We start from the raw sequence: 26,278 nt of genomic DNA, 5'->3' as shown, positions 1-26,278 counted from the left end.
CCGACCGTCGACCGAGGCCGGACGGGGACCGCCCGATTTCTCGGCATCGAAGCGCTTAACAGCGATTCGGGTCAACCGGCGGGCATGAAACAGCTGATCATCAACGGGGACCCCGGGATCCGGAAAGACGCCGTCATCGAGTACGACGGCGAGGAGTACGTCTGTTTCGGCGTCGCGCGCCAGGGCGACTGGCACGGCCCCGATCGCGTCCAGCTGTGGTGTACCGTCGGCTCCGAGGACGAGCGCGAAGACTACCAGTACCGCCGGTACATCCCCAACCACCTCGAAACGTTGTCGGCCGACGCCGACGCCATCACCGTCGTCGAGTCCGCGACCTAGAGTTCGGACTGGTTCACCTGATAGATCGTCACTTCTTCCCACTGTCTCACGACCGTCACACCCGGGACCTCGCCGACCGTGATTCCCCGGTAGGCCGACCCGTAGGTCGCTCGCTCGGCCGGCCCGACGTAGACGTACTCAACGTCGTACTGTTCGAGCAGGGCCGCGCTCTCCGCCGGATCGCCCGTGTAGATCGTTCTGAGGTCCGCCGCCCGGCGGTCGTAGGCCTCCTGTCCCCGATAGCCGACCTCGTGGTGCCAGCCCAGTACCGTCGGGACACCGGTCAGGCTCGACGGGGCGCTGGACCCGCCGTTGCGCTCTCCGTCCCAGGTGTAACTCCCTGGTGCGGTGGTGATCGTCGGTCGTTCGTCTAGCTGGCCGACCCAGCGGATGGCGGCCGCCTCCTCGGGGTGGACGCGGTCGACGAACTCGGTCGCGTCGAGCGTCGGGTCGTCGGTCTGGGCGTACACCGAGTCACTGGTGAAGTGGCTGGTCAGCGCCAGACCGCCGTAGATCGACGTACTGACGATCAGGACCGCGGCGAACACCCGCAGGGCGGGCCGCCAGCGACCGCCGCTGAGGCCGAGTTCGGGTCGGTGTTGCCAGACGAGATGGGACAGGGCCGCGCCGGCCGCGACCGCCCACAGCGCCCAGACCTGCGCGTAGGTCTTGAACACCGTGTTCATCCGCCCGGGACCGGCCTGCTCTTTCACGTAGACGAACTCGACGAGCAACACCAGCCCCGCGCCGGCGACGAGCAACACCGTCTCGAAGCCCGGGAGCGGGAGTGTGGTTCCGGACGGTGGCGACTCGGCGTCGCCAGCGCCACCACCGTCCGCACTCGCGGCGGCCGCCCCTGCCGTACGGTCGGGTCGAACTCTGTCCCCGATACGTCCCCTGACACCGCCGGGCAGGTCGCGCCACCGGAGCAGCGCCCAGCCGACCCCGAGCAGCGGGAGAAAGAGCAGGACTGCGGCGGCCCGGCTCAGCAGGGCGATCACGGCGACGACGGCGAGCAAGGTGACAGTCCGCCAACCGTTCCGGGCGCGGGGGAGCGCGTGCCGGAGCAGATAGGGAACGAACACCAGCAGGAAGGTCCCGTGAACGAGCACGAGCGCGCCGAGGCTGCTTCGGGCCGGGAACAGTGCGAGTTCACGCCCGCTGGCCGCGACCATCCAGAACGGGGCCGAGAGGACCAGTCCCCCGAGCACGACGACTGCCCCCACGCCGCCGGCGACCAGCAACCGGACGCCCTCGGCGAGCCGCCAGTCGTCGGTGTCGAGCCGGTCGGCGACGGACGCGGGCAACAGCGTCCGGGCCTCGGCGGGCGCGAACAGCACGGTCAGGACCGTCAGCCCGGCGACGCTCGGGAACGACCAGGTGTTGACGACAGCCAGCAGGCCGGCCAGCGGCGGGGCTGCGCCGAAGACGAGCGCACGTCGCCGCCAGATTGCCTCGGCCGGCGTCAGATAGTACGTGAGACACACCGTCGCGGCCAAAAGGAGGAAGGGCGGCCCCATCATGTGGGCGTGCAGGTCGCCGTTGAGCCAGGCGAACAGGGGGAACTCGTTGATCGTCCCGTCGATGACGCGGCTGGCGTCCCAGTAGTCGAACTGGTCGAGGCCAGCCGCGAGTCCGTCCGCCTCGACGCCGACGACCCCGATCACGAAACCGATCAGGCCGTCGAGCGCCGCGAACACGAGCTCGAAGGGTGTCGCGACGACACCGGCGAGCCCCGTCATCTCGCTCAGGGACGCGTTCCAGCCGTCGACGAGCGCGACGACGAAGCGCAGCGGGGTCGTGAGGTTGCTCGCGACGGCGACGAAGAAAGCACCGAAGACGCCGCCGAGCCACCGCGGACTCGACCGGCTGGCCGCGACGGAGCCGGCCAGGCCGTAGGCGGCGGTGACGAACGTCGCGAAAAAGCCCGCGAGCGCGAGGTTGTAGGCGAAGCGGGCCTCGGTCGCGGTCAGTCGCGCCAGCAGCGCGGCGAGCAGGTGTCCGCCGTAGTAGTAGCTCACCGGTTCGCCAGCGAACCACATGTCCTCGGGCGGGAGCGTCGGGGCGCGCAGCAGCGACTGGAGCAGGCCGAAATCGAGGAACTTCTCGCCGCCCGCCGGGTGGACGGCGGGGTCGACGGCCCGCACCGCGACGAGAAAGAGGAAGGCGAGGGTGAACACGCCGACGGTCTCGGCGAGGACGCGGCGATCCAGATCGACGCCGCGCCGGGCGAGGAGTCCACCGGCGAGGAGTGCGAGGACGGCGACGGCGACGAACGGTGCGAGGCCGAACGAGACGCGTCCGATCCAGTAGGTCACGAACCAGAGGATCGTGAACGAGCAGACGAGCGCCACCCCGACACCCCGGTCGGCGAGGCGACCGAACAGCGCGTCGGCAAGCGGGAGTCCGGCCAGCAGCAGCGCCAGGAAGACCCCTAACCACAGGGCGACGAGCAGGAACTCCATCACCTGTGGGAGACGCGTCCGTCCCTATACCTTTTCTTGTTCGCCACCGGCACGAGACGAACGGTTTTTACTCACTCCGCGGAATTTGGCGGACGATGAGTCGGTCCCTCGGTGTCGTTGTCCCCGCCTACCGCCCGGACGTGGAACGGCTGTCGGCCTACGTCGAGGCCATCGATCGGCGACTCGACCCGGCGGCCATCCGGATCGAACTCGACGCCGCCGACGATCAGGTGGTCGAGCGCCTCCGTGATCTCCCGGTCTCGATCGGCGTCGTCCCGTACCGTCGCGGGAAGGGGGCAGCCGTCACCGCCGGCTTCGAGGCACTGTCGACCGACGTGCTCGCCTTCCTCGACGCCGACGGGAGCACCACGCCCGACTCGGCGGCCGCCGTCGTCGACCCCGTCCTCGCGGGCGAGGCGGACCTCGCCGTGGGGTCCCGTCGCCACCCCGACGCCACGGTCTCTGACCACCAGACGACGGCCCGCCGCTGGCTCGGCGAGGGGTTCGTCTGGCTCGCCCGGCGGTTGCTCGACGCGAAACTCCACGACTATCAGTGTGGCGCGAAGGCGATAACGCGTGAGGGGTGGGAGCGGATTCGCGAACACCTCTACGAGGCGGGGTTCGCCTGGGACATCGAACTCGTGGCGATGGCCGCCGCGTTCGACCTGCGGATCGAGGAGGTGCCGATAACCTGGGAGGACCAGCCCGGCTCGACCGTCGAACCGATCCGGACCTCGATCCGGATGGCGACGGCACTGTTCACCGCCCGCCACCGCGTCGAGCGGGTTCGGAACAGCCGACTGCACACAGCAATCGCGGACCGCCGCGAGGACGAGGAGGCGTTGATCGACAAACGATGAGTGACCGGGAACTCCCCAGCTATCTGGAGTCGCTGCTGTCCGGCGTCCGGTTCGGCCAGTTCGTCTCCGTCGGCGTCGTGGGTCTGATCGCCGATACGATCACGCTCGTGGCGCTGACGGAACTGCTCGGCCTCGAACCGTGGCTTGCTGGTCTGTTGAGCATCGAGGCGGCGATCCTCGTGATGTTCACGGTGAACGAACACTGGACGTTCGCGGACGTCGGCGAACCGGGGAAACTCCTCCGTAGGCTGGTGAAGTCCCACGCCGTTCGGTCGGTCGGATCGTCGGTGCAGTACGGCATCTTCTACGGGCTCGTGACCTTCGCCGGTGTCTCGGTGATGCTGTTCGGGAACGACGTCTGGTATCTGTTCTCGAAGTGGATCGCGGTGGGGATCGCGATGTTCGTCAACTACGCGTTCGAGAGTCTGTTCACGTGGCGTGTTCACGCGGAGTGATCACGGGAGAAATTGACGGACGGCTTCGGAATCACAACCCTTAATTGGCGGTCGGGTTTACGAAGATGTAGCGGGATGGGATAGCCAGGAGATTCCGGCGGGCTCATAACCCGCAGATCGGTAGTTCAAATCTACCTCCCGCTACTTTTGACGCGAACAAACCCGCGAGTACCGCGTAGCGGTACTCGTGACCGTGAGCGTCAAAATGGCAGAGTAGATTTGAAGTAGACCACGAGGGAGCGACGCGACCGAAGTGGGCGTAGTTCAAATCTACCGCCTGCCAGATACTATAACACGTCTGGGAGGGCGCAACCGCTATCAGTCCAAGTGTGCTAATGGGTAGACTATGGAACCGTACGAGGAGGAGTACCTCGAAGCGATACTGGAGAACCTCTCGACGAGCATGGCACAGTGTATGCGTGACGGGGGTGTGGACGCGGAACTGGTCGAGAGTCGGGACCGACTCACTACCAGCGGCCGGCTCTGGGTCTGTGGGTACGTGACCAGTCGCCTGTCGATGGTCCGGGCCGGTGAGGTGGGGAACCCGAACCTCTCAGTTCGAGATCTCGAACACGTCCACGAGGTCGTCGAGCGACACGAATCGGCCATCGCGTGCCAGTTACACTCGTGACTCCCCAGCCAGGAGACTGTGCGGCGAGTATCCGTCTCATGACGTACAACGTCCGGTATCCGTCGCCGCCTGGCGGACCACACGCCTGGGAGCGTCGCCGGGAACCGGTGACGACGACGATCCGGTTCCACCGGCCGGACGTCGTCGGCCTGCAGGAGGCGTTTCACTCTCAGGTCGCTGAGATCCGGTCGGCGCTTCCGGGGTTCGAGTGGTTGGAGGCTGGACGGGCGGGGAGCGAGGATTACGGCGATCATCCGGCGCTGGGGTTCCGGCGCGAGCGGTTCACGCTGGAAGACGAGGGGTCGTTCTGGCTCTCGGAGACGCCGGGGACGCCGAGTCGGGGCTGGGACGCGGCGCTGTCCCGGATGGTGCGGTACGTTCGGCTCCGTGACACGGTGACGGACGGGACGTTCTATCACTTCAACACGCACTTCGATCACCGCGGGGCGACCGCGAGGGAGGAGAGCGCGACCCTCCTCCGGCGACGCAGCGCCGACATCGCGGTCGACGAGCCGGTCGTCGTGACGGGGGACCTCAACTGCCAATCGGGATCGGAACCGTACAGACGGCTCACGGAGGAGTCAGCGGCGGAGAGTCGGCGGCTGTGTGACGCCGCGACGACCGCGGAAATGTCGAGCCACGGGCCGTCGACGAGTATGACCACGTTCAGCAATCTCGTCCCGGAGAAGAAGATCGACTACGTGCTGGTCGACCCGGACGCGAGAGCCATCCAGCACGGGATCTGCTCGGACACGTACGACGGCGGGCTCTACCCCTCGGATCACCTGCCGGTGCTCGCGGACGTGGTGCTGTCCGACGACTGACGGCCATCTTTCGAGGGGTGTCGTCAGTCGCCGGCGTGCGTGGAGTCGTCCGCGCCGCCGCGTCGACGGCGTCGGTCGGCCGTCTCGGTCGGGACGGCGTCGTCGGTCTCGTCGAGGGGGGCCTCCCAGCGGACGGAGACCGCCCACTGCTGGGTGTCGCCGTCCCTGTTGGTCTGCTCGATCACGTGAACGTCGCCGTCCGGTGCGGGGTATCGCCTGACGCCGTCGTCGCCGACGGTCGGTCGATTCGCGCCGGCACGGTCGGTCAGGTCGGACCGGAGACCGAGGAGGTAGTTCCCGAACTGTTCCGGTGGGAGGTCGTCTTCGCGAGTGGTCTCGTAGCCGGCCGCGGCGCGGCCGACGCCGCCGGCCTTGCCGGAGGAGTGGCCGCCGAGGACGGCGTTGATGACCGCGCCGGTGAGCAGGACGAGACCGGAGAAGTAGAGCCACGTGACGACGACGAGGACGCCCCCGAAGACGCCGCCGGCCGTGCCACTGGAGAAGGTCAGGTACACCTGGAACAGCGACTGGAGGAGGGCCCAGCCCACCGCCGCGAACACGACGCCGGGCAGGACGTGTCGCCACTCCACGTCAGTGTCCGGAAACCGGTAGAACATGGGCGTGAAGGCGAGGACGAGACCGGCCACGACGATCAGCGGCGAGAGCAGGCCGGCGTAGGGGACCAGTCCCGAGAACCGGGCGAACAGGACGGTGGCACCGATGGTCGCGACGAGGGCCAGGACGAGCGCGATCAGCGCCACCATCCCGTCGATCAGTTGGTCGAGAAAGGAGTTCTCCTGTTCGGTCTCGTAGATCTCGGAGAAGGCGGTGTCGAGCCCGCGAAAGATCTTCAGGGTCCCCCAGAGCAGGACGACGATGCCCACGACGGAAGCGCTCGCGTACCCCGACCCTTCCTGGAACACTGTCGCGAACGTGTCGCCGATGGGACCGGGGAGCGCGCCCTGGGCGAGTTCGACGATCCGGCGTTCGAGTTCGGTCCCGATCACCGAGGTGACGAAGAGGAGCAACAACAGCAGCGGAGCCAGCGAGACGAAGGCGTTGTAGGCGATGCCGGCGGCCATGAACGTCACGTTCTTGTTCCCGAAGTCGGCGACGATCTGCTCGAGCGTCTGGACCGCGCCGGTCGAATCTGCCATGCCGTCCCTCCGGTACTGGCACGGAAAACGGACTCGTCCCTCGGGGGAGCGACACCTCGCTCGCGCTGGGTTTCGAGCGGGCTGTCAGGCGCGTCGGCGGTCGCGCTGCCACGCCCGGAACAGGAGACCGACCAGCCCGAGCGCGCCGACGACGGCCGAGAGGCCGCCCGCACCGACGGCGACGAGGTGGGCGATGGCGGTCCCGTCCTCCGGGTCGCCGACGACCACGCGGAGTCGGTAGACCGATCCCTCGTACCGGACGTACCCGGCGTTCGGTCGCTGATCGGGCTCGATCCGGGTAGTGCCGTTCGACTCGATGGCCTCGCTGACCAGGCGGCGGTCGCTCTCCGAGAGGTTCTCGTAGTCCCGGACGGTGACGTTATCGGACGGGTCGGTGGGTGTGAGTTCGAGGGTCTGATCGCCGGCGGCCTGCTCGGGCGCGGTCGCGATCACGTAGCCGGTGCCGGCGAGACCGAGGACGAACAGGGTGGCGAAACCGAGGACCAGTCGCATCGCGTCAGCCGTCGCCGAACTCGTCGACGACGACCACTTCGCCGTCGACCACGTCGACGTTGATGAGCGTCTTGACCTGGTAGTCCGAATCCTCGATCTTGTTCTCGCCGCCGACCTTCTTGATGACGGCGACGCTGTCGACCACGTCCGCGCCGATGTCCTCGAGCGCGCCGGTGAGGGCGCTGAGGGTGCCGCCGGTCGAGAGCACGTCGTCGAGCAGGAGCACGCGGTCGCCCTCGTAGACGTCGTTGACGTACATCTCGCTCTCGGAGTAGCCGGTGACCTGCGAGAGCGAGACCTCGCCGTCGAGGCCGTACTGGCGTTTGCGGACGACGACCAGCGGGATGTCGGTCATCAGCGAGACGGCGGTGGAGATGTGGATGCCCATGGCCGCCGGGGTGACGATCTTGTCGACGTCCTCCAGCTCCGCTTTCCGGATGATCTTGATGACGATCTCCCGGAGCAACTCGGGTTTGAGCATCGGGACGCCGTCGCTGATCGGGTGGACGAAGTAGTGATAGCCGTCCTTCTCGATGATCGGGGCCTCCCGAAGCGACTCCTGCAGTCGATCCATGTCGCGCGAGTTTGCCCCCGACGACTAAAAGGTGCCCGTCACGCGAGCGGCAGCGCCGCCGAGAGCCACCTGACGACCGGGAGCGCGAACTCCCCCGCGTACGCGAAGTACTCGATCCCCGAAAGCAGGACGAAGATCGTTCCGACGCCGGCGGCGGCCGCGAGGAGGACCGCGCCCGCACGCTCGGGGACGGTATCCGAGAGCGTCCGGGCGACCGCCCAGACCGCGAGTGCAGTCGCAGTCGCGAGCGCGAGCAGCGCGTGGAACTGGATCGCCTCGCCGAGACCCGGATCGATCGCGGCCAGAGCGATGACGACGAGCTGGCCGCCGATCAGGACGGTACCGCCGTAGGCCAGTCCGATCGTCCGCCAGTGGTTCGTCACGGCCGACCGGACGGCCGGTAGTCTGGCGATGCCGTACACGCCAAGCAGGAAGAGCGGGTGCAGGTACCGGACGGTCACCTGCGCGTGGAGCGGCAGCCGGGGGAGATAGAGACACACGAAGAGCAGCCCCGTCACGAGCGCGACGCTGTCGACGACGCCGGCCGGCGAGCGGAGGTGCGCTCCGATCGCGGCTCGGCCCCGGCGGCGGACCCACAGACCGGCCGCGACGGGCGCGGCGGCGAGCCCCCCGAGAAGGGGTGCCGATTCGAGGACCGTCAGTCGGATGGCCTGCGAGCCGTCCTCGGCCGCGACCGCGGGGATGTACCCGCCGCGGAGGAAGGTCCGGAACCCCCGTCCCGGTTCGGTGAGCGCGACGACGGCTCCGTCGACGAGCAAGGAGAGGAATCCGGTCGCGATCCCGAGCAGTTCACCCACGAGCGGGAGTGATGAGACGAGTCCATCCCCGCCCCCGCCGCCTCCGCCGGTCAGGTCGAACCCCTCCGTCGTGCCGTAGGCCGGGAGCATCCGGGGGGGCTGGATGGGGTTCCCCGAGAGCAGCACGTTCGTGAGGAAAAACGGGACGAGCGCGAGCGCGAAGGTGCCGGCGATCACGGCGAGTGTCCGGCGGTCGTTGCTGGTGGCCGTCGCGAAGTCGGCGACGACGAGCGGGACGAACAACAGCAGCGCCTCGGCGGCGTGGACCCACGCCAGCAGCGCCACCGGAACGTACGTCACCGCGCGGAATCGCCGCTCCTCGACGGCCTCGACCGCGGTGCGACTCCGGGCCAGCGTGTACAGCGCCGCCGCGATACAGAGCACCGTGAACGAGTGGCGCTTCAGCAGCGCCGCCCAGAAGGCGACCGGCGTGGCGACGAGAACGGCCGCGCCCGCCGCGACGCCGATCCGCTGGCCGTGCAGGACGGCGACCAGTCGGTAGCAGAACACGCCCGCGAGCGCGGCGGCGACCATGCCGACGATCTGGAGCGCGAGGACGGGATACAGCGCCGGCGCGACCGGCGTCGCCAGCGCGGCGTTCGCGAGGAAGGCGACCACCGCGAGCACGCTCCCGCCGACGACCACCCACTCCCGGTCGACGATCCGGCCCACGGTCGTCGCGGCTCCGACGAGTGCCAGCGACCAGAGACCGATCAGGACGACGCCCAGATCCAGCACCGCGCCGAGTCCCGCCAGCGCGTAGAGGACCGGGGTCGCCAGCGCGACGATGCCGTAGTTGCGCCCGACCGGCCCGTCGGCCCCGACGTAGGTCCCCGGCGCCTCCAGCCCGCTCCCGTAGGGGGTCTCCGTCAGGACGACCCGTCCGTCGGCGACGTTGACCAGCGTGTTCGCGATGGCGCTCCCGTCGGTGATGTAGATCCCCAGTCGCCAGTAGAGGCCGAAAAAGCAGAGCCCACACAGAAAGAGCGCGAGCCCGCGCCGGTCGCCGAACAGCAACCGCCCGAGTCCCGTCCGGAGGGTCTCGGTCCGCGCGGCGAGCCGTGCCGTGACGCCCGAGTCGAGCGTGCTCATCGTCGCACCTCGACCGTGATATTCCGCTCCGCGACGAACCGTGACTCCTCGTCGGTCCGGTCGACCACGCGCACCACGCCCGCGTACGAGTCGTTCTGAACTCTGTCGGGCGCGAGCTGGTCGCGTTCGAGCGAGAGTTCCATTCGGTCGCCGGTGTCCGGGCCGAGGAAAAAGGCCGACTCGCGGCTGTAGCTCAGCGCCGGAATCTCGATCTTGTAGGTCAGGATCGGCCGGCCCTCGATCCCGTCGAAGCGGACCGTCGCGTCCGGGACCTGCAGGTAGTAACTGTCCTCGCCGAACTGGCCCTGGCGGAGGGCCGCCGTCGCGGGCAACGTCACCTCGCCCACCTCGACCGAGCCCGTCCCGATCTCGGGCGTCCGGTCGGTGGGTCGGTCGGCCAGTGCGAGCGGACCGGACGCCAGCGTCCCGACGAGAATCACCGCGGCAGCGACGTAGGGCACGTACGAGCCGAAATCCATCTACTCTGTGGGTGGTGTAATGGGGGCATAAACCTCACGAGCGTGTGATGTGTCGATGGCCGTCGCTGGCCGGTGTGAAGAAAACGAAAAGTGTGTGGTCAGTTACGCGTCGGGGCCGGTCTCCTCGGAGAGGGTGGCCGACGTGTCGCCTTCCTGGGGTTCCCAGACGAGCGACATCTCGAAGTCGCTGGACGCGCCGATGGTGATCGTGTCACCGCCGACCACTGCCGTGGTGTCGCCCTTGCTGCCGGAGGCGTTTGCAGCGTTCCACTCCGAGCCCGAACCCGAGATCTGTGGGTATTCAGTGCCGTTCGTCCCGGCAGTAGTAAACGGATTAGTGAACCCACTGCCACGGAAGATCAGTTCGTTGTGACGGATCGAATCGCCGCTGTTGTGGCCGACCTCTACGACGCCCTCTGTCTTGTCCGAGTCCGTGACGTTGTTGTAGTCCCAGCTGAAGGACGCCTGCGGCGTCTGTTGCTGGCTCCCACCGAGTCCTAGCACGAACGATGCGATGACCGCGGCCAGGATGACCGTGATCGCGACCATCAGGATGACCCCGATGACCGGACTGACTGCGTCGTCCTCCTCTAACAGTTGCCGTACCTGCATGGAGAATGTGTTACTTAGTGGTTGACTTATACGTTCGGGTCGGCTCAGTGGCCGACTGAGGTGTTACATCGTATAATGTCTGAAAATAAGGGGGGGGCGATAAAGCTGCGATTAATCGGCCGTTACGGTCGAAGAAAGAAGTAAGCCGTCGTTACGCGTCGGGGCCGGTCTCCTCGGAGAGGGTGGCCGACGTGTCGCCTTCTTGGGGCTCCCAGACCAGCGACATCTCGTAATCGCTGTTAGCACCGATCTGAACGACGTCACCGCTGGCGACGGCGCTCGTATCGCCCTTCGATCCGCTGGACGCGTTCGCCGGCCACTCGACGCCACCAGAACTCACACTGATATTCCCGACGTCACCGACGATGGCGCTCCCGTTGAATCCACTCCCACGGAAGATCAGTTCGTTGTGTCGGATCGTGTCACCGCTGTCGTGACTGACTGCTGTGTATCCTGCGTTGTATTCTGAATCTAACTCCGTGTAATCCCAGCTAAAGGACGCCTGTGGTGTCTTTTGCTGGCTGCCACCGAGCCCCAGCACGAACGATGCGATCACTGCGGCCAGGATGACCGTGATGGCGACCATCAGGATGACTCCGATGACCGGGCTGACTGCGTCGTCGTCTCGTAGCAGTTCGCGGACCTGCATACCACACCTGTTATTTGGTGCTTGTCTTATACATTTGGGTCAACTCAAAGACAGAATCGGCCTCTACGGGGCGAAGAAATGATCAGTTGAAGGAAGGCGTTAACGCTGCGTTAAAGCGGGGAAAACAGGGTGAGTTTACGCGTCGGGGCCGCTTTCTTCGGAGAGAGTAGCGGAGGTGTCGCCTTCAGCTGGCTGCCAGACGAGGTCCAGATCGAACGAACTTTGAACACCGACATTGAGAGTGTCACCGCCCACGACAGCCGAATTATCCCCTTTAGCTCCACTGGCTTGTGAGTCAGGCCATTGTTTCTCACTCGTGTTACTGGCGATCGGGATTGGACCGCTAAAACCATCGGGTGAGGAGTTGTCTATGTGACTGGGATTGGCGAAGTTCGAGCCACGGATGTAGAGTTCCGACGCGACGATTGAGTCGCCGCTGTCATGGGAGATTGTCACGACACCGACATCCGTATCGTTATCCGGTGAGACGTCGTGCTTCTCGTAGTCCCAGCTGAAAGACGCCTGCGGCGTCTGCTGTTGGCTCCCCCCGAGACCGAGGACAAACGATGCGATGACGGCAGCCAGAATGACCGTGATGGCGACCATCAGGATGACCCCGATGACCGGGCTGACTGCGTCGTCGTCTTCTAGCAGTTGTCGAACCTGCATGACAACCTTGTTATTCTAACCCTTACTTATCTATTTTGACTCGACATAAGTGATTATTAATCTCGGTTAGCGGTGAGAGAAATGCTTGAAAACTGAACGCATCTGGGCGGAAAACGAAGTCGATTCGTAGAAAAACGACGAGTCGCTTACGCGTCGGGGCCTTCCCAGGTGCTGATCGTTGCCGAGGAGTCGCCTTGCTGTGACTCGTAGATCAGGCGGATCTGTCCGTCGGTGCCGATCGGGAACGTGAGATAGTCCCCGCCGGTGACTGCACTCGTACTACCGATCGAACCGCTTGCGGTCCCTTCGATGTCGTTCGCTCCACCTGACGTACTTTCTTGATTATTACTCGAACCGTCTATTACCTCATTCCAGGTGGAGTCGTAATTGTGACTCGTGGCTGACCCGTTGTTGCCACGCAGGTACAATTGATTCGCCTTTATCGAGTCTCCGCCGTCGTGATTCATCGTCAGGATTCCGGCGTCATCGGTGACTGTCTCCTCGAACTGGAAGCTAAAACTCGCCTGCGGGGAAGTCGAGCTAACCTGTTCACCGAGGCCGAGCACGAACGTCGCGATAACTGCGGCCAGGATGACCGTGATGGCGACCATCAGGATGACCCCGATGACCGGGCTGACTGCGTCGTCGTCTGAGAGTAACTGTTTCAGTTGCATGGGTGGGGTGTATGGGGGCACGCGCGCCGTTCGGGTCGTCCGCATCGAGCGTCGCCGCCCGGCCGGACGTCGTCCCGTGGAGAGCGAGCGTGCTTACTGTCTGACAAGGCGATGGCGTTACATAAATGCTCGTACTGTTTTAACGGACATTTACGCCCCTCGGGGCCCTCTACCTGCCGAAACACTCCCACCCCGTCCCTCGATTTCCCGCCCGCCTCGCCAGTCGGCACATGGTGACCCGTAACACGGGTTAACGTGTCACTACTCTGTAATCGCGGTGGTTCGCTGGGCGGTCGACGGGCGATCGCGCGGTGGCTGGGGCGGGTCGGCGGGCGTCGGTGACCTGAAAACACAATGGCTTTGATTCGGACCTTCCATGGGCATCACGACAACAGTGAACGCCGTCAATTATCCAGCGGCCGAGCCGGGCCGGTCGGCGGACCGGTGGCCCGCGACTGCGGAGGGATTCCCGTGACGGGCGAGCGGTTGCTCGTGCCCGTCAGCGAGTCCTCGACGCTCCGGAACACGGTGGCGTACGCGGTCCGGAACGCCGTCGAGGGCGAGAACCGCTACGACGCGGTCCACTTCGTCTATCCCGACTCCCGCCGCGTCACGGGCGACGAGTACCTCGAGGACGCCCACGAGCTGCTCGAACGGATCGAGGTCTGGGCCGACGAGGACCTCGGCGACGACGACCCCGCCCTCACCGTCGAGACCGCCGTGATCGGCCTCGACGTCTACCTGTTCAGCCCCGGCGACTACGTCGATCTGCTGACCGGCTACGCCGACGAGCACGGCATCGAGTCGATCCTCCTCGATCCCGATTTCAATCCCGGCGAGAACACGCCCCTGCTCCCACCGATCGAGGCCGAACTCCAGCGTTCCGGGTTCGCCGTCGAGACGGCCCCCGTCGAGCGCGGAACGCAGCGCGCACGCCTCGTCCGGCGCGCCAGCATCGGTCAGTTCGTCCTGCTCGCCGGCCTCTCGTTCGGTTTCTACCTCCTCATCGGCGGCTCGCTTGCCGTCTTCGATCTCGTGACCGGCGCGATCAGCGCCGCCATCGTCGCCACGGTCCTCTGGCGGATCTCGCTCGCTGGCCCGGTCCAGCCCGGGAAACTACTGGCACGTTTCGCCCGCATGCTCGTCTACACGCCGTATCTCCTCTACGAGATCGTCGTGGCGAACCTCGCCATCGCCTACGTCGTGCTCCACCCGTCGCTCCCGATCGATCCCGAAGTGGTGGAGTTCGACGCCGCCGTCTGGTCGGAGCTGTCGGTGACGACGCTGGCAAACAGCATCACGCTCACGCCGGGGACGCTGACCGTCGACGTGACCCGCCAGCACTTCACCGTCCACACCCTGACCGGCGGCGCGCGCGATGATCTCCTCGACGGCGGTCTCGAACGCGCAGTCCGGTTCGTCTTCTACGGTCGGGCGGCCGCCCGCGGGCCGGGCCCGCGCGAGCGCGGCGACGACGGAGGTGAGGAGTCGTGACGCTGATCACCGACGCCCTGCTGGCGGCCGCGGGGGCGTTCATCCTCCTCTCGGTCGTCATCGTCTACCGGATCGTGCAGGGGCCGACGATGCAGGATCGCGTGATCGCGGTGAACGTCGTCGGGACGAACACGGTCGTCATCATCGCGCTGTTCGCCGCGGCGCTCGACTCCCCCGGCGTCCTCGACATCGCCTTGGTGTACGCCCTGCTCAACTTCCTGATGAGCATCGCCATCTCGAAGTTCACCGTCGAACGCGGAGGTGTCCTGTAGATGGTGACGCTCTACGAGGGAGCGGTGCTGGCGCTTCTGGCCGGCGGCGTCTTCTTCGGCGTCGTCGCCGCCGTCGGACTGCTCCGCATGCCGGACCTCTACACGCGAGCCCACGCGGCGTCGAAGGCAGACACACTCGGCTCCGGCCTGTCGCTCGCCGGTGCTGCCCTCGTCTTCGGCTCCGGGCTGCCGACGGTCAAGACCGTGCTCTTGCTCCTCTTCCTGTTCATCACCAATCCGACCGCGGCCCACGCAATCTCCCGCGCGGCCGCGGATCAGGGGATCGAACCCTGGACGACCGACGACGGGGGTGAGGACGGATGATCGACGCGATCTCGCTTGGCCTGCTGGCACTGGTGCTGGCCTGCGCGCTGGCGACCGCCGTCCTGCGCGACGTGCTGGCGGCGATCATCGCGTTCGCCGCCTACAGCCTCGGTGTCGCGATGATCTGGGTGCTGCTGCAGGCGCCCGACGTCGGCCTGACCGAGGCCGCGGTCGGTGCGGGCGTGACGACCATCCTCTTCCTGGTAACCATCGCCAAGACCGTCCGGCCGCCGGGCGAGGCGATCTTCGAGTCGGTCGACCCGAAGGGGCTGGTCGTCGCGGTCCTGATCGTGGGCGTGCTCGCGTCGACGCTGGGCGCGCTCCCGCCGGTCGGGGCGGCGGACGCGCCGGTCGCCCAGTCGGACGTGACCGACTACTACCTCGACAACGCCTACGAGGAGACGGAGGTCAAAAACGCCGTGACCGCGGTGCTCGCGGCCTACCGTGGGTTCGACACGATGGGCGAAGCCGTGGTGGTCTTCGCGGCCGGCGTCGGCCTGCTCGTCGTCCTCGGCCGGGAGGTGTTCGCATGAGCGGCGACGACACCGAAACCGAGGCGACCGGGGTGACCCGCTCGCTGTACGTCGAGAGCCCGATCATCATGGCCACGGTCCGCGTCGTCGCGCCGTTCGTGTTCACCTTCGGCCTGTTCATCATGTTCCACGGGGCCGACTCCGCGGGCGGTGGCTTCCAGGGCGGCGTCATCGTCAGCACCGTCATCCTGATGCTGGCCATCGCCTTCGGCGTCGAGGCCACCCGGGACTGGATCAGGCCCGAACGCCTCGTCGCCATCGTCGGGATCGGCGTCTCGGTCTTCCTGTCGATCGGGATCGGGACCGTCGTCGCCGGCGGCGGGTTCCTCGATTACTCGGCCGTCCCGATCTATCACGCCAGCAAGTACGGGATCGAACTGGTCGAACTCGCGATCGGTGTCATCGTCTCGGGCATCGTCGCAGGGCTGTTCTTCGGCCTGGCTGTCGGTGCGACCGGTGAGGTCCCTGCCGACAGCGATTCAGACGAACGGGGGGGATTGCTGTGATCGACGCCCTCCTCGCGACCGGCGTAATCGAGTCCATCGCCGCCCGGTCGTACTACGTCGGGACCTTCCTCCTGCTGGGGATCGGCGCGTACGTGATGATCGCCAGTCCGAACCTCGTCAAGAAAGTGATCGGCATGAACATCTTCCAGACCGGTATCTTCCTGTTCTTCATCGCCTCGGCCTACGTCGACGGCGCACAGAATCCCGTTCTCGAACACGCCGGGCCCTACGTCAGCCCGCTGCCACACGTCCTGATCCTCACCGCCATCGTCGTCGGGGTGAGCCTCACGGCCGTCGCGCTGGGACTCATCGTCCGCATCTACAACGAGTACGGGACGCTCGAAGCCGACGTGCTCCAGGAGGTGCGTACCGATGACTGATCTCCTCCCCTTCCTCGTCGCCCTCCCGCTGGTGGCGTCGGTCGTCGTCCTCTTCGTGGGCCTCGTTCGCTCCGAGACCGGGTGGCCCATCGCCGCCTTGGCCGGCCTCGGCCAGTTCGGCCTCGCCGGCTACCTCGGCTACCGCGCGCTCACGGCCGGCCGCATCAGCTACGTCGTGGGCGGGTTCCGGGCCCCCTACGGGATCGAACTCGTGATCGACGGCCTCTCCGCGGCGGTGATCGTGCTGATCGCGGCCGTCTCACTCGGCGTCCTCGTCTACGCCCGCACCGCTGGCCCGCGCGGGAACCCGTTCTACGCGACCTACCTCTTGCTCGTCGGCGGCCTGACCGGTGTCGTCGTCACCGCCGACGTGTTCAACATGTACGTCTTCATCGAGATCTCCGGACTCACCGCCTACGCGCTGGTCGCCAGCGGTGACTCGGGCCGGTCGGCGGTCGCCGCGCTGAAGTACCTCATCGTCGGCACCGTCGGCGCGTCGCTGTACCTGCTCGGCGTCGGCTACGCCTACATCGGGACGGGGACGCTCAACATGGCCGACCTGTCGACGAAGCTGGCGGATCCGGCGATCGTCGGCCACGACTCCGTGTTGGCGACGACCGCCTTCGCCTTCATCGCTATCGGACTCTTCATCAAGACCGCCGTCTTCCCGCTGCACACCTGGCAGCCCGAGGCCTACGCCGGCTCGCCCGACAGCGTCAGCGGGTTCATCTCCGCGCTGGTCTCGACGACCTTCGCGTACGCCTTGATCCGCATCTCGCTGACCGTGTTCACGCCCGACTTCTTCGCCGCAGTCGACCCCGCCCGGACGCTGCTGATCGTCGGTGCCATCGTCAGCATCGTCGCCGGCAGCGCGCTCGCGGTCTCCCAATCCGAGATCAAGCGGATGCTCGCGTACTCGTCGGTCTCGCAGTTCGGCCTCGTGCTCGCGGGGCTCGCGGCCCTGAACGGAACCGCGCTGATCGGCGCGATCGTCCACCTCGTCGGCCACGCGATCATGAAGGGCGGCCTGTTCCTCGCGGCGGGGCTCATCGCGACTGCCACCGGCGCGCGCGAAGTCCACGAGTACGAGGGGCTGAGCGAGCGGATGCCCTACGCCGCCGGCGCGTTCGCGGTGCTGGCCTTCGCGATGGTCGGCGTTCCGCCCGCGGTCGGGTTCGTCGGGAAGTGGTACATCGCCGTCGGGGCCGTCGAGGCCCAGCTGTGGCCGCTGGCCGCGGTCATCCTCCTCTCGACGCTGTTGACGCTGGCCTATTTCGCCCGGCTCGTCGAGCGGATGTACTTCCGCGAACCGGCCGCGCCCGACGACCACGCCGAGGGTGAGACGGCCGCCGACGCTCGGCCGGACGCGGTGGTCGCCGACGGCGGGCGAACCTCCGTCGGGATGTACGTGGTGGTCGTCGTGGCCGCCGTCCTCGCGGTGACGCTCGGCGCTGCCGTCGTTCCGTTCGCCGAACTGCTCGAACCGACGCTCGATCTACTCCTGCCATGAACGAATTCACACCTTCACTCCGACCGCTCGCGGCGGTACTGGTGCCCGCAATCGCCATCGTTCCGATCCTGCTGTCGGGCCGACGGCCCAACCTCCGGGAGTCTTGGACGGTGCTGGCCGCGCTGGGCGCGTTCGGCATCGTCGCCAGCATGGTTCCGGGGGTTCTCTCCGGGACCGTCTACCGGACCGAACTGGGGACCTTCCTCCCCGGCGTCGAGTTCGCGCTTCAGGCCGACGCGCTCGGCATCCTCTTCGGCCTGCTGGCCAGCCTGCTGTGGGTCATCACGAGTTTCTACTCGATGGGGTACATGCGCGGGCTGGACGAACACGACCAGACGCGCTACTTCGCGGCGTTCGCCGCCAGCGTCGCCTCCGCAGTGGGGGTCGCGTTCGCCGGCAACCTGTTCGTCATCTTCGTGTTCTACGAACTGCTGACGGTGGCGACCTACCCGCTGGTCGCCCACGACGAGACCGACGAGGCCCGCGCCGCCGGCCGGAAGTACCTGACCTACACCTTCGGCGGCGGCGTCGCCGTCTTCGCCGGCGCGGTGCTGGTCTTCTGGCTCACGGGCATGGGCACGGGCGCTGCCACGACCGCGTTCACCCCCGGCGGCATCGCGAGCCTCGCCAACGCCGACCCGATGGTCGCCCGCGTCGCCTTCGCCCTGCTCGCGGGCGGGTTCGGCGTCAAGGCCGCGCTGATGCCGCTGCACTCCTGGCTCCCGGACGCGATGGTCGCGCCGACGCCCGTCTCCGGCCTGCTCCATGCGGTCGCGGTCGTCAAGTCCGGCGTGTTCGGCATCGCTCGCGTCGTGCTGGACGTGTTCGGCCCCGGACTCGTCGGCGAGATCGGAATGGGGACGATCCTCGCCGCCGTCGCCGCCTTTACCCTCGTCGTGGCGAGTATCATCGCGCTCCGGCAGGACAACCTCAAGCGCCGGCTCGCCTTTTCGACGGTGAGCCAGCTCTCCTACATCGTTCTCGGGCTGGCGGTCGGTGCAGCGGCCGCGGGCTCCGGGTCGACCGACGCCGCCGCCTACGCGCTGGTCGGCGGCCTCCTGCACATCCCCGCCCACGCGTTCATGAAGCTCACCCTCTTCTTCTGTGCCGGCGCGCTCCACGTCGAGACCCACACCGACGACATCTCCAACATGGCCGGCATCGGCCACCGCATGCCCCTCACCATGGGGGCGTTCGCCGTCGCCGCGGCCGGGATGGCCGGCATCCCGCTCGTGGCGGGCTTCGTCAGCAAGTACTTCCTGCTGATCGGGACGGTCTCGGCCGGCGGCCTCGTCTTCACCGCCGCCCTGCTGATCTCGGGCGTCCTCAACATCGCGTACTTCTGGCCGGTGGTCTACACCGCCTTCTTCGAGAAACCGACCGAGGGCGACCCCAAACCGCTGGTCGAGGGACCGCTCGGCGGCCGGTTCGCCGGGACCGATCCCGGAAGCGCACACGCGACCGCGACCGACGGCGGCTCTCGGCGCGACGACGCCCGCGGCCCGCTACCCGACGGCGGCGACGAGGGTGATCCCGACGACCACGGCTTCGCCCGGAACCACGAAGGTCAGGGGATCCGAGACGAGATCGACGCGGCCGAACAGCTCCACCACGAACACGGCCCCGACGAGCGGATCGACTGGGAACACAGCCGCTGGACCGGCGAGGAGTCCACGTGGCTGATGCTCGGGCCGATCTGCTTCGCGGCGGCCGGCTCGGTCGCCCTCGGGATCGTCCCCGACGCCGCCGTGTTCCTCGAGATCGTCCGCCTGATCGTCGAGAACGTGACGGGGGTGGTCGTCTGATGGTCGACCCCCTCGTCCCGCCGTTCGTCCCCGTCCTGCTGGCGGCGCTGCTGTTGCCGGTGGTCGGCAAGTATCTCGGCCGCGGGCCGGCCCACGCCGTCGGGATCCTCGCCACGGCGGTCGTCGTCCCCTACGTCTGGCTGGTGCCCGAAGGGGCGTTCGTCGCGGGCGTCGACCTGTTCGGCTTCGAGACGGTCCTGTTCAACGTCGACGTGTTCTCGCGGCTGATGGGCCTGATCTTCGGGTTCATCGGCGCGGTCGCGGTGGCCTACTCCTGGGCCACCGACGCCGACGCCGTCCAGACCGCCTTCGCGCTGTCCTACGTCGGGACGAGTTTGGGGGCGGTGTTCGGCGGCGACTGGCTCACCCTGATCTTCTTCTGGGAGCTGATGGCCGTCACCTCGACCCTGCTCGTCTGGCACTACGGCGGGAAGGCCGTCCGCGCGGCCTTCCGCTACGCCCTGCTGCACGGGATCGGCGGCACCCTGTTGCTGGGCGCGGTGGTCTGGCACTTCGCCGAGGTCGGCTCCTTCCTGTTCAGCGCCGCGCCCGGCGGTATGGTCGGCCCGGTCGCACAGACCCTCGCGGCGATCGGCATGGGCGTCAACGTCGGCTTCGTCGGCCTGCACGCCTGGCTGCCCGACACCTACCCGCGGCCCCACGTCGCCGCCAGCGTCTTCCTCTGTGTCTTCACCACCAAGACCGGCGTCTACGGCCTGTTCCGGGCGTTCCCCGAGGGCGAACTCGCCATCGCCTACGTCGGCGGTGCGATGGCCCTCTTCGGGGCCTGCATGGCCCTGCTGCAAAACGACATGCGCCGCCTGCTCTCCTATCACATCCAGTCCCAGGTCGGCTACATGGTCGCCGGCGTGGGTCTCGCCGGCTCTCTCGCGACCGCCGGTGCCTTCGGCCACGTCTTCAACCACATCCTCTACAAGAGTCTGCTGTTCATGACCGTCGGCGTCGTCGTCTACCGCACGGGCGAGGAGAGCCTGAAGAAACTCGGTGGCCTCGGCCGGCAGATGCCGATCACCGCGATCGTCTTCTTCGTCGCGGCCCTGTCGATCGCCGGCTTCCCCGGGTTCAACGGCTTCGTCTCGAAGGGCATGGTGATCGTCGCTGCCCACTACAAACACTACGACGTCCTGTGGTACCTCCTGCTCGCCGGCGGCGTGGGTACCTTCCTCTCCTTCATCAAACTGGGCTACTACGCCTTCCTCCACGGCGAGTACGAGGGTACCGTGAAAGACGCCAGCCTCGGTCAGGCCGTCCCGATGGTCGCAGTCGCGGCGCTGTGTGTCCTGTTCGGCCTCTACCCCCCCGCGCTGTACGAGATCCTTCCCGGTGTCACCGAGGTCCACGGACTCGACGCGGTCCTCGGCGGGACCGAGTTCCACCCCTTCAGTCCCTCCCATCTCCTCGAAGGCGTGGCGCTTGCGGCCGCCGGCGTGATCGGCTTCGTGATCCTGAAGACGCCCCTCTCCCGGGTCGCGAAGGTGCCCGACGTGGACAGCCTCTACAATCCCGGGGGCCTGTACGGGACCCGCGCGCTCGTCGTCGGCGTCACGGAACTCTACGCCGCGGTCGACCGCGTTGTCGTCGGGCTGACCCGGGCGACGATCCGACTCGTCAGGGATCCCCGGACAGTCCTCGACGACGCGACGGTCGATCGGCTCACCCGGCAGGACACCATCGGTTTCGGCGTCCTGCTCGTGGTGGTCGCACTGCTGGTCACTGTCGTCGCACTCTGAGGGGTCTGCCGCGTTCTGGACGGGGATTCCGTGGACGGCCCCGCCGGCCGTACTCGACCGGGCGCCCACCGCCGGATCCGTGGCCCTAGACTCCTGCCGGCCCGTAGCCGAGATCAGATTCGGAGGGAATCTCCTCGACGGACTCACCACAACTCGAACAGGCCTCCTTGTCGGTCCCGACGTACGTCGTCTCACACCCTCGACACCGGTACAGCGTCGCCGATGTCGTGCGTTCAGTATCGGGCCGTTCCGTTGGCCCTTCGTCGTCGAAAATCGTCTTGATCCGTTCCAGCACGTTTCCCATACGTGGAACACACGTACCAGCGGCATGCATTCAGTGCATGGTCGACCATGCCGTCCGCCGGAGGACGGTCGGACTTCTCAGAAGCAGGTCCCCCCGGCGTCGATCGCGATCTCCTGGCCCGTAATCTTCCGGGCGTGCGGGCCGGCGAGGTAGGCCACCTGCTCGGCCACGTCTTCCGGGCTGATAAAGTACTCCGGCAGGGTAAAATCGTCGGGTCCCAGACTCGCCGGTTCGGCGTTCTCCACGTCCGCAAGTTTCGCCTGCGCGCCGATCGCGTCGTCGATCCGGTCGCCCTCGACCGGCCCGGGCTGGATCACGTTGACCGTCACGTCGTCCCGCCCGAGTTCGGCGGCCAGCGTCCGGCTCAGGCCCACGAGTCCCATCTTCGAGGCGCTGTAGGGCGTCCGGTTGGCGTAGGGTCGCTTCCCGCCGATGGAGCCGAGGTTGACGACGCTGCCCTGCTCGCTCTTCCGGAGGTGTTCGCCGGCGTGTTTCACGCAGCGCCACGCGCCGATCAGGTTCACGTCCAGCACGTACTCGAAGTCGGCCTCCTCGATCCGGTCGTAGGGCTGGACCGGGCCGGCGATGCCCGCGTTGTTGACCAGACAGTCGAGACCGCCGAAGGTGTCGACCGTCTCCGCGATGGCGTTCTCGACCGAGTCCTCGTCGGTCACGTCCGTCTCGACGGCGAGCGTCCGGTCCGGGTCGTCGATGGCGGCGGCGGTGTCGTGGATGCCGTCGCCCCGCGCCGCGAGCGCGACGTTCGCGCCGTGGTCGGCGAGCGTGATCGCGATCTCGCGGCCGATTCCCTGACTCGCACCGGTGACGAAGGCAGTGATATCCTCGAGCATAGACCAGCCTCGGGACTCTCCCTCAAAGGCGTTCCGGCGGGCTCAGTTCCCGACAGCGGCGTCGCTCTCCACTGGGGACAGCGCCTCCAGATCGGTCGGCTCCTCCTCCGGCGCGAGCGATACGGGCTCGATCCTGCGGACGCCCTTCGCGCTCCGGCCGCTCTCCACGTCCGGCCCCACGATCCGGATCTCCTCGGGGGAAAGCGGGTCGCCGTCCCGGCGGTAGGCCAGCACGGCCGTCAGCGCGTCGGTCACGTCGAGACAGACCCGGTAACCGTCCCGGCAGGTCACGAGGACGTGCGTCGCGTCCGGCGGGCTCTCGGCGGTCGCGAGGAGGTCGCCCAGTTCCAGCCCGGTCCAGGGCCCTTCGATGGGGCCGCTGTCAGCACAGGCCATCTCCGGGGCTATCTCGACCGGTTCGAACCCCTCGCAGGCTTCCAGCGCCGTCGGGAGCAGTAGCTGTCGGTCGCCCTCGATCTCGACGTACGCCGCGGTCGATTCTCGCTCGGGAGTCACGTCGGTTCGGTGTCGTGTCTGCACCCGGAAAAGAGCGTCCGTCCGTTCTCGATCGGTGGGAACGTATTACAGTTCCACCGCGAGTTCCTCGGCCACGCGCGCCCCGAGGCCGGCTTTGCTGCCCGCGTACTCGTCGCTTCCGTCCTCTCGGATCACCAGCGCTCGCGTCTCCGCCTCGCCCATCACGTCGGCGCGGTTGCCGACGACGAAGGCCAGTCCAGCCCGATCCATCGTCTCGCGTGCGCGCTCGATCAGCGTCGCCTCGTCGCCCTCCGTCTCGACTTTGAATCCGACGATGGCCAGATCGGGGTGGGCCTCCCGCACGCTGTCGATCAGTTTCGGCGTCGGGGTCAGTTCGAGGGTGAGCCGGTCCTTGCCGGACTTGATCTTCTCGTCGGCCGCCCCGACGGTGTAGTCGGAGATGGCGGCCGCCGAGACCAGCGCGTCTGCATCGTCGGCGTGAGCCTGCACCGCTTCGAGCATCTCCGCGGCGCTCTCGACTCGCTCCACGTCGGCGTAGTGAACGTCACCGCCGTCGTGCACGAGCGTCACGTCGGCCCCGCGGACGTGGCAGGCCCGTGCGACTGCCCGTCCGGTCCGGCCCGACGCGCGGTTCGAGAGCGTCCGCACGGGGTCGACGGACTCCGTCGTCGCGCCGCTCGTGACGATCACGTGGTTCCCTGCGAGCGGATCGGGCGTCGTCGCACGGGCGACGCCGGTGACGATGGCTTCCTCCGTGGCGATCTTGGCTTTCCCTTCCTCGATCCGCGGGTCGACGAACTCGACGCCCCAGGACTCGACCTGAGCGATGGTTTCGAGGACGCCGGGGTGGTCGTACATCGGTTCGTGCATCGCGGGCGCGACGACGACGGGGACGTCAGCGCCCAGCGCCGTCGTCGCCGTCGTCGTCACCGGCGTGTCGTCGATGGCTGCCGCCAGTTTGCCGACGGTGTTGGCCGTCGCCGGCGCGATCAGCAGGACGTCGGCCCAGCCCTCGCGGCCACACAGCTCGACGTGTTCGACCTGTCCGGTAATCTCCGTGACGACGGGTTCGTCGGTCGCGAAGTCGACGGCCCACGGGTGGATTATTCCCGTGGCGCTGTCGGTCATCACTGCTCTGACCGACGCCCCCTGTCGGCGTAACTCGTGGGCCAACTCCACGGTCTTGACCGCCGCGATGGACCCGGTGACCCCGAGCGCAACGTTCACTCCGGATAGCATTATCTCCCCGTTTGCCCCCGCGCGGTAAATCCGTAGGGGGTTCTTTGAGGACCCCCCGATTTCCGGGTGCTTAAAAAGAAGCCGTAGATTTCCCCGTGAAGCTTTACTAGGGTTGGGGTCACAAGTTGGCATGCCTATGGCAGATGGACTCATATTCCCGAGTTCGGAATGGTTCGATAACTACCAAGAAAAGGTGAACAACAGCGAGGAGTACGCCGAGAAGTCGGCCGGCTGGGGTGTCGACTTCAACGGCGACTTCATTTTCAAGATGACTGACATGCCGCTCGACGAGATCGACGTCGACGCCATGCCCGAGCACCTTCAGGACGAGCTCGACCAGTACGTCTCCGAGGGCGCGTCGGGCCACACCGGCCAGACGTTCGTCGGTCTCGAAGACGGCGAGTGTACCGACGCCTACCTGATCGAGTCCGAGGACGAGGTCGACAACGGCTTCAAGCTCACCGGGACCTACGAGAACTGGGTCGAGCTGACGAAGGGCAACATCGGTGCCGTCGACGGCATGATGTCCGGGAAGTTCGAGCTAGACGGTGACATGCAGAAGATCCTCCAGTACTCCGACGCCGCGACGCTGCTGACCGAGTGTGCGACAGAGGTCGACACTGTGTTCGCACACGAAGAGTACTGAGGTAGCGACCCGCGGAATCGATCGAACCGCGCCTGGCACCCGTGGGGGTGGGGCGCGTGTTTCACTTCTCAGGGCGCGTACGTCCCCTCGAGCCGTGCGTTCGCCAGCACCTGCCCCATCATCTCGTCTTCCAGGTCGTTCGTGTCGGCCGACGGCGAGAGGTCGAGCGTCGTATCGAGCGCGTACACCCGGAACCGGTAGGTGTGTTCCCGGTCCGGCGGGTTCGGCCCGCCGTAGCCGTGTTCGCCGTAGTCGTTTTGCCCCTCCGTGGCGTCCTCGGCGTCCCAGTCTTCGGGTATCTCTCCGACGTCGGGGTCGATGTCCCACACGAGCCAGTGGTCCCAGATCTTCCCCGCCGGTTCCATCGCGTCCGGATCGTCGACGATCAACACCAGCGATTCAGCCGTGTCCGGCACGTTCTCGATACGCAAGGGCGGGTTCACGTCCGCCTCGGTGTAGCCGTATTTCTCGGGAATCCGCGCCCCGTCCTCGAAGGCCGGACTCTCCAGTCGTAGATCACTCACGGTATCCCTCCACCGGCGGTACGACCGGGCGGCAAAAGAAACTACGGCGTGGAATCAGTCACTGTCTTCCGCGACGCTCGGGTGCTGGGTCGGCTCGTCTGGGTGGCGCTCGGCGAACGCCTCGGTCATGGCGTCCATGGACTCGCGTTCCCGGACCTCGCGCTCGGTCTCGTCGATCTCCTCACAGCCCGGCGGCACGTCCCGCCCCCGGCCCGAGAAGTAGCCCTCGGGCGCGACCCAGTCGTGGTAGAACGGCCGGTCGTCCTCCTCCAGCAGGGTGACGGCGACCTCGGCCCCGTGGCCGGCACAGATCGCAGTCTGGTGTGGCTTCTCCGCCAGCCGCCCCGCGGCGTAGAGGCCGTCGACGCCGGTGCGTCCGCGTTCGTCCGTGTCGACGTACGTCTTCCCGCGGTCGACGAACCCGACGCCCTCTATCTCCCGGAGGTACTCGACCGTGTTCTTCGTTGCCGCGATCACGTAATCGGCCCAGAACTGGTCGCCGGCGGCGGTCTCGACGGCGAAGCCCTCGTCGTCGACGGTGACGCTCGTCACCTCCCCCTCGTGGAAGGTACAGCCGGCGTTCTCGGCCTGGTCTTCGAGCATGTCGAGAAAGCGTCGCGAGTTCACGCCGGCGGGGAAGCCGGGGACGTTCTCCAGGTGGCCGTTGCGACGGAGCAGCGACTCCCCGTCGTTCACGACGATGGTCTCCAGTCCGTGTCGGGCGGTGAAGGTGCCGGCGCTGAGGCCGGCCACGCCGCCACCGACGATACAGACGTCCGTGGTTTCGGTCATGACAGCGGGGAGTTGGCCGGCCCCCGAATAGAAGGGTT

At 67.1% G+C, this 26,278-nt stretch carries 31 protein-coding genes and 1 tRNA gene; 16 read left to right on the top strand and 16 right to left on the bottom strand.

Annotated features, from left to right (window positions below; all coding sequences use genetic code 11):
• Window positions 1-84: 84 nt before the first annotated feature.
• The gene (locus tag BV210_RS03135) at window positions 85-339 is read left to right on the top strand and encodes an HAH_0734 family protein (protein WP_077205236.1); all 255 of its coding nucleotides are present in this window, start codon (window positions 85-87) and stop codon (window positions 337-339) included.
• On the opposite strand, the gene BV210_RS03130 is transcribed toward BV210_RS03135, so the two are convergent.
• Window positions 336-2,804: a DUF2298 domain-containing protein gene (locus BV210_RS03130; protein ID WP_077205235.1), complete on the bottom strand. Its 2,469-nt coding sequence runs from the start codon at window positions 2,802-2,804 to the stop codon at window positions 336-338. The genes BV210_RS03135 and BV210_RS03130 overlap by 4 nt on opposite strands.
• Window positions 2,805-2,899: 95 nt before the next feature.
• Between BV210_RS03130 and BV210_RS03125 the strand changes: the two genes are divergently transcribed.
• From BV210_RS03125 to BV210_RS03105, 5 genes are all read left to right on the top strand, one after another.
• Window positions 2,900-3,664 carry a glycosyltransferase gene (locus tag BV210_RS03125; protein WP_077205234.1) on the top strand — a complete coding sequence of 255 codons (765 nt, stop codon included), beginning with the start codon at window positions 2,900-2,902 and terminating at the stop codon, window positions 3,662-3,664.
• Entirely contained in the window at window positions 3,661-4,119 is a 459-nt protein-coding gene (locus BV210_RS03120; protein ID WP_077205233.1) for a GtrA family protein, read from the top strand. The genes BV210_RS03125 and BV210_RS03120 overlap by 4 nt, the downstream gene beginning before the upstream one ends.
• A gap of 69 nt (window positions 4,120-4,188) precedes the next feature.
• Window positions 4,189-4,263, top strand: a tRNA-Met gene (locus BV210_RS03115).
• Between the two features lie 202 nt (window positions 4,264-4,465).
• Window positions 4,466-4,750, top strand: a complete 285-nt coding sequence (locus tag BV210_RS03110; protein ID WP_077205232.1) for a hypothetical protein — start codon at window positions 4,466-4,468, stop codon at window positions 4,748-4,750.
• A 38-nt stretch (window positions 4,751-4,788) separates the two neighbouring features.
• The gene (locus tag BV210_RS03105) at window positions 4,789-5,574 is read left to right on the top strand and encodes an endonuclease/exonuclease/phosphatase family protein (RefSeq protein WP_077205231.1); all 786 of its coding nucleotides are present in this window, start codon (window positions 4,789-4,791) and stop codon (window positions 5,572-5,574) included.
• Between the two features lie 23 nt (window positions 5,575-5,597).
• On the opposite strand, the gene BV210_RS03100 is transcribed toward BV210_RS03105, so the two are convergent.
• The 9 genes from BV210_RS03100 to BV210_RS03060 all read right to left on the bottom strand — a co-directional run bounded on the left by BV210_RS03100 (window position 5,598) and on the right by BV210_RS03060 (window position 12,811).
• Complete coding sequence (locus BV210_RS03100) at window positions 5,598-6,731, bottom strand: YihY/virulence factor BrkB family protein (protein ID WP_077205230.1); 1,134 nt, start codon at window positions 6,729-6,731, stop codon at window positions 5,598-5,600.
• Between the two features lie 84 nt (window positions 6,732-6,815).
• Complete coding sequence (locus tag BV210_RS03095; protein WP_077205229.1) at window positions 6,816-7,244, bottom strand: hypothetical protein; 429 nt, start codon at window positions 7,242-7,244, stop codon at window positions 6,816-6,818.
• A gap of 4 nt (window positions 7,245-7,248) precedes the next feature.
• A complete protein-coding gene (gene hpt / locus BV210_RS03090; RefSeq protein WP_077205228.1) occupies window positions 7,249-7,818 on the bottom strand; it encodes a hypoxanthine/guanine phosphoribosyltransferase in 570 nt (189 codons plus the stop codon).
• 38 nt (window positions 7,819-7,856) lie between these two features.
• On the bottom strand, window positions 7,857-9,728 hold the full coding sequence (locus BV210_RS03085) for a hypothetical protein (RefSeq protein ID WP_084802548.1): 1,872 nt from the start codon (window positions 9,726-9,728) through the stop codon (window positions 7,857-7,859).
• A complete protein-coding gene (locus BV210_RS03080; RefSeq protein ID WP_077205227.1) occupies window positions 9,725-10,207 on the bottom strand; it encodes a hypothetical protein in 483 nt (160 codons plus the stop codon). Before BV210_RS03080 ends, BV210_RS03085 begins: the two co-directional genes overlap by 4 nt.
• Before the next feature lie 102 nt (window positions 10,208-10,309).
• Window positions 10,310-10,819 (bottom strand): type IV pilin, encoded by a 510-nt coding sequence (locus BV210_RS03075; protein ID WP_077205226.1) that lies wholly within the window; start codon window positions 10,817-10,819, stop codon window positions 10,310-10,312.
• A 151-nt stretch (window positions 10,820-10,970) separates the two neighbouring features.
• Window positions 10,971-11,468 carry a type IV pilin gene (locus BV210_RS03070; RefSeq protein WP_077205225.1) on the bottom strand — a complete coding sequence of 166 codons (498 nt, stop codon included), beginning with the start codon at window positions 11,466-11,468 and terminating at the stop codon, window positions 10,971-10,973.
• 135 nt (window positions 11,469-11,603) lie between these two features.
• Complete coding sequence (locus BV210_RS03065; RefSeq protein WP_077205224.1) at window positions 11,604-12,137, bottom strand: type IV pilin; 534 nt, start codon at window positions 12,135-12,137, stop codon at window positions 11,604-11,606.
• Window positions 12,138-12,283: 146 nt separating this feature from the next.
• Window positions 12,284-12,811 (bottom strand): type IV pilin, encoded by a 528-nt coding sequence (locus BV210_RS03060; RefSeq protein WP_077205223.1) that lies wholly within the window; start codon window positions 12,809-12,811, stop codon window positions 12,284-12,286.
• A gap of 471 nt (window positions 12,812-13,282) precedes the next feature.
• On the opposite strand from BV210_RS03060, the gene BV210_RS03055 reads away from it, so the two are divergent.
• The 9 genes from BV210_RS03055 to BV210_RS03015 are packed head-to-tail and all read left to right on the top strand — an operon-like array spanning window position 13,283 to window position 21,386.
• Window positions 13,283-14,305: a monovalent cation/H+ antiporter subunit E gene (locus BV210_RS03055; RefSeq protein WP_253741592.1), complete on the top strand. Its 1,023-nt coding sequence runs from the start codon at window positions 13,283-13,285 to the stop codon at window positions 14,303-14,305.
• Between the two features lie 5 nt (window positions 14,306-14,310).
• A complete protein-coding gene (locus tag BV210_RS03050; RefSeq protein WP_371340832.1) occupies window positions 14,311-14,577 on the top strand; it encodes a monovalent cation/H+ antiporter complex subunit F in 267 nt (88 codons plus the stop codon).
• Entirely contained in the window at window positions 14,578-14,901 is a 324-nt protein-coding gene (mnhG, locus tag BV210_RS03045) for a monovalent cation/H(+) antiporter subunit G (protein ID WP_077205221.1), read from the top strand. It abuts the gene before it with no gap.
• Window positions 14,898-15,434 carry a DUF4040 domain-containing protein gene (locus tag BV210_RS03040; protein WP_077205220.1) on the top strand — a complete coding sequence of 179 codons (537 nt, stop codon included), beginning with the start codon at window positions 14,898-14,900 and terminating at the stop codon, window positions 15,432-15,434. The genes mnhG and BV210_RS03040 overlap by 4 nt, the downstream gene beginning before the upstream one ends.
• Window positions 15,431-15,940, top strand: coding sequence for an MnhB domain-containing protein (locus BV210_RS03035; RefSeq protein ID WP_077205219.1), 510 nt, complete (start codon window positions 15,431-15,433; stop codon window positions 15,938-15,940). The genes BV210_RS03040 and BV210_RS03035 overlap by 4 nt, the downstream gene beginning before the upstream one ends.
• 26 nt (window positions 15,941-15,966) lie before the next feature.
• Window positions 15,967-16,320, top strand: coding sequence for a cation:proton antiporter subunit C (locus BV210_RS03030; RefSeq protein WP_216640656.1), 354 nt, complete (start codon window positions 15,967-15,969; stop codon window positions 16,318-16,320).
• Window positions 16,313-17,830 carry a monovalent cation/H+ antiporter subunit D family protein gene (locus BV210_RS03025; RefSeq protein WP_077205218.1) on the top strand — a complete coding sequence of 506 codons (1,518 nt, stop codon included), beginning with the start codon at window positions 16,313-16,315 and terminating at the stop codon, window positions 17,828-17,830. Before BV210_RS03030 ends, BV210_RS03025 begins: the two co-directional genes overlap by 8 nt.
• Window positions 17,827-19,635: a cation:proton antiporter gene (locus BV210_RS03020; protein ID WP_077205217.1), complete on the top strand. Its 1,809-nt coding sequence runs from the start codon at window positions 17,827-17,829 to the stop codon at window positions 19,633-19,635. The genes BV210_RS03025 and BV210_RS03020 overlap by 4 nt, the downstream gene beginning before the upstream one ends.
• On the top strand, window positions 19,635-21,386 hold the full coding sequence (locus BV210_RS03015; protein ID WP_077205216.1) for a Na(+)/H(+) antiporter subunit D: 1,752 nt from the start codon (window positions 19,635-19,637) through the stop codon (window positions 21,384-21,386). The genes BV210_RS03020 and BV210_RS03015 overlap by 1 nt, the downstream gene beginning before the upstream one ends.
• 85 nt (window positions 21,387-21,471) lie before the next feature.
• Here the strand turns inward: BV210_RS03015 and BV210_RS03010 are convergent, their stop codons facing one another.
• The 4 genes from BV210_RS03010 to coaBC all read right to left on the bottom strand — a co-directional run bounded on the left by BV210_RS03010 (window position 21,472) and on the right by coaBC (window position 24,278).
• Window positions 21,472-21,690 (bottom strand): hypothetical protein, encoded by a 219-nt coding sequence (locus BV210_RS03010; protein WP_077205215.1) that lies wholly within the window; start codon window positions 21,688-21,690, stop codon window positions 21,472-21,474.
• Window positions 21,691-21,767: 77 nt separating this feature from the next.
• Window positions 21,768-22,541 (bottom strand): SDR family NAD(P)-dependent oxidoreductase, encoded by a 774-nt coding sequence (locus tag BV210_RS03005; RefSeq protein ID WP_077205214.1) that lies wholly within the window; start codon window positions 22,539-22,541, stop codon window positions 21,768-21,770.
• Window positions 22,542-22,583: 42 nt separating this feature from the next.
• The gene (locus BV210_RS03000) at window positions 22,584-23,057 is read right to left on the bottom strand and encodes a molybdopterin-dependent oxidoreductase (protein ID WP_157525781.1); all 474 of its coding nucleotides are present in this window, start codon (window positions 23,055-23,057) and stop codon (window positions 22,584-22,586) included.
• A 66-nt stretch (window positions 23,058-23,123) separates the two neighbouring features.
• Complete coding sequence (gene coaBC, locus BV210_RS02995; protein WP_077205212.1) at window positions 23,124-24,278, bottom strand: bifunctional phosphopantothenoylcysteine decarboxylase/phosphopantothenate--cysteine ligase CoaBC; 1,155 nt, start codon at window positions 24,276-24,278, stop codon at window positions 23,124-23,126.
• A 136-nt stretch (window positions 24,279-24,414) separates the two neighbouring features.
• Here coaBC and BV210_RS02990 point away from each other — a divergent pair, with 136 nt between their 5' ends.
• Window positions 24,415-24,924, top strand: a complete 510-nt coding sequence (locus BV210_RS02990; RefSeq protein WP_077205211.1) for an SCP2 sterol-binding domain-containing protein — start codon at window positions 24,415-24,417, stop codon at window positions 24,922-24,924.
• 68 nt (window positions 24,925-24,992) lie between these two features.
• Here the strand turns inward: BV210_RS02990 and BV210_RS02985 are convergent, their stop codons facing one another.
• Both BV210_RS02985 and BV210_RS02980 read right to left on the bottom strand, forming a co-directional pair.
• Complete coding sequence (locus tag BV210_RS02985) at window positions 24,993-25,448, bottom strand: YbhB/YbcL family Raf kinase inhibitor-like protein (protein ID WP_077205210.1); 456 nt, start codon at window positions 25,446-25,448, stop codon at window positions 24,993-24,995.
• A 54-nt stretch (window positions 25,449-25,502) separates the two neighbouring features.
• Window positions 25,503-26,240 (bottom strand): NAD(P)/FAD-dependent oxidoreductase, encoded by a 738-nt coding sequence (locus BV210_RS02980; RefSeq protein WP_077205209.1) that lies wholly within the window; start codon window positions 26,238-26,240, stop codon window positions 25,503-25,505.
• Window positions 26,241-26,278 lie beyond the last annotated feature (38 nt).

Source organism: Halorientalis sp. IM1011, from assembly GCF_001989615.1.
In the GTDB taxonomy this organism is placed as follows: Archaea; Halobacteriota; Halobacteria; order Halobacteriales; family Haloarculaceae; genus Halorientalis.
This window is presented reverse-complemented; position numbering and strand designations above follow the sequence as displayed.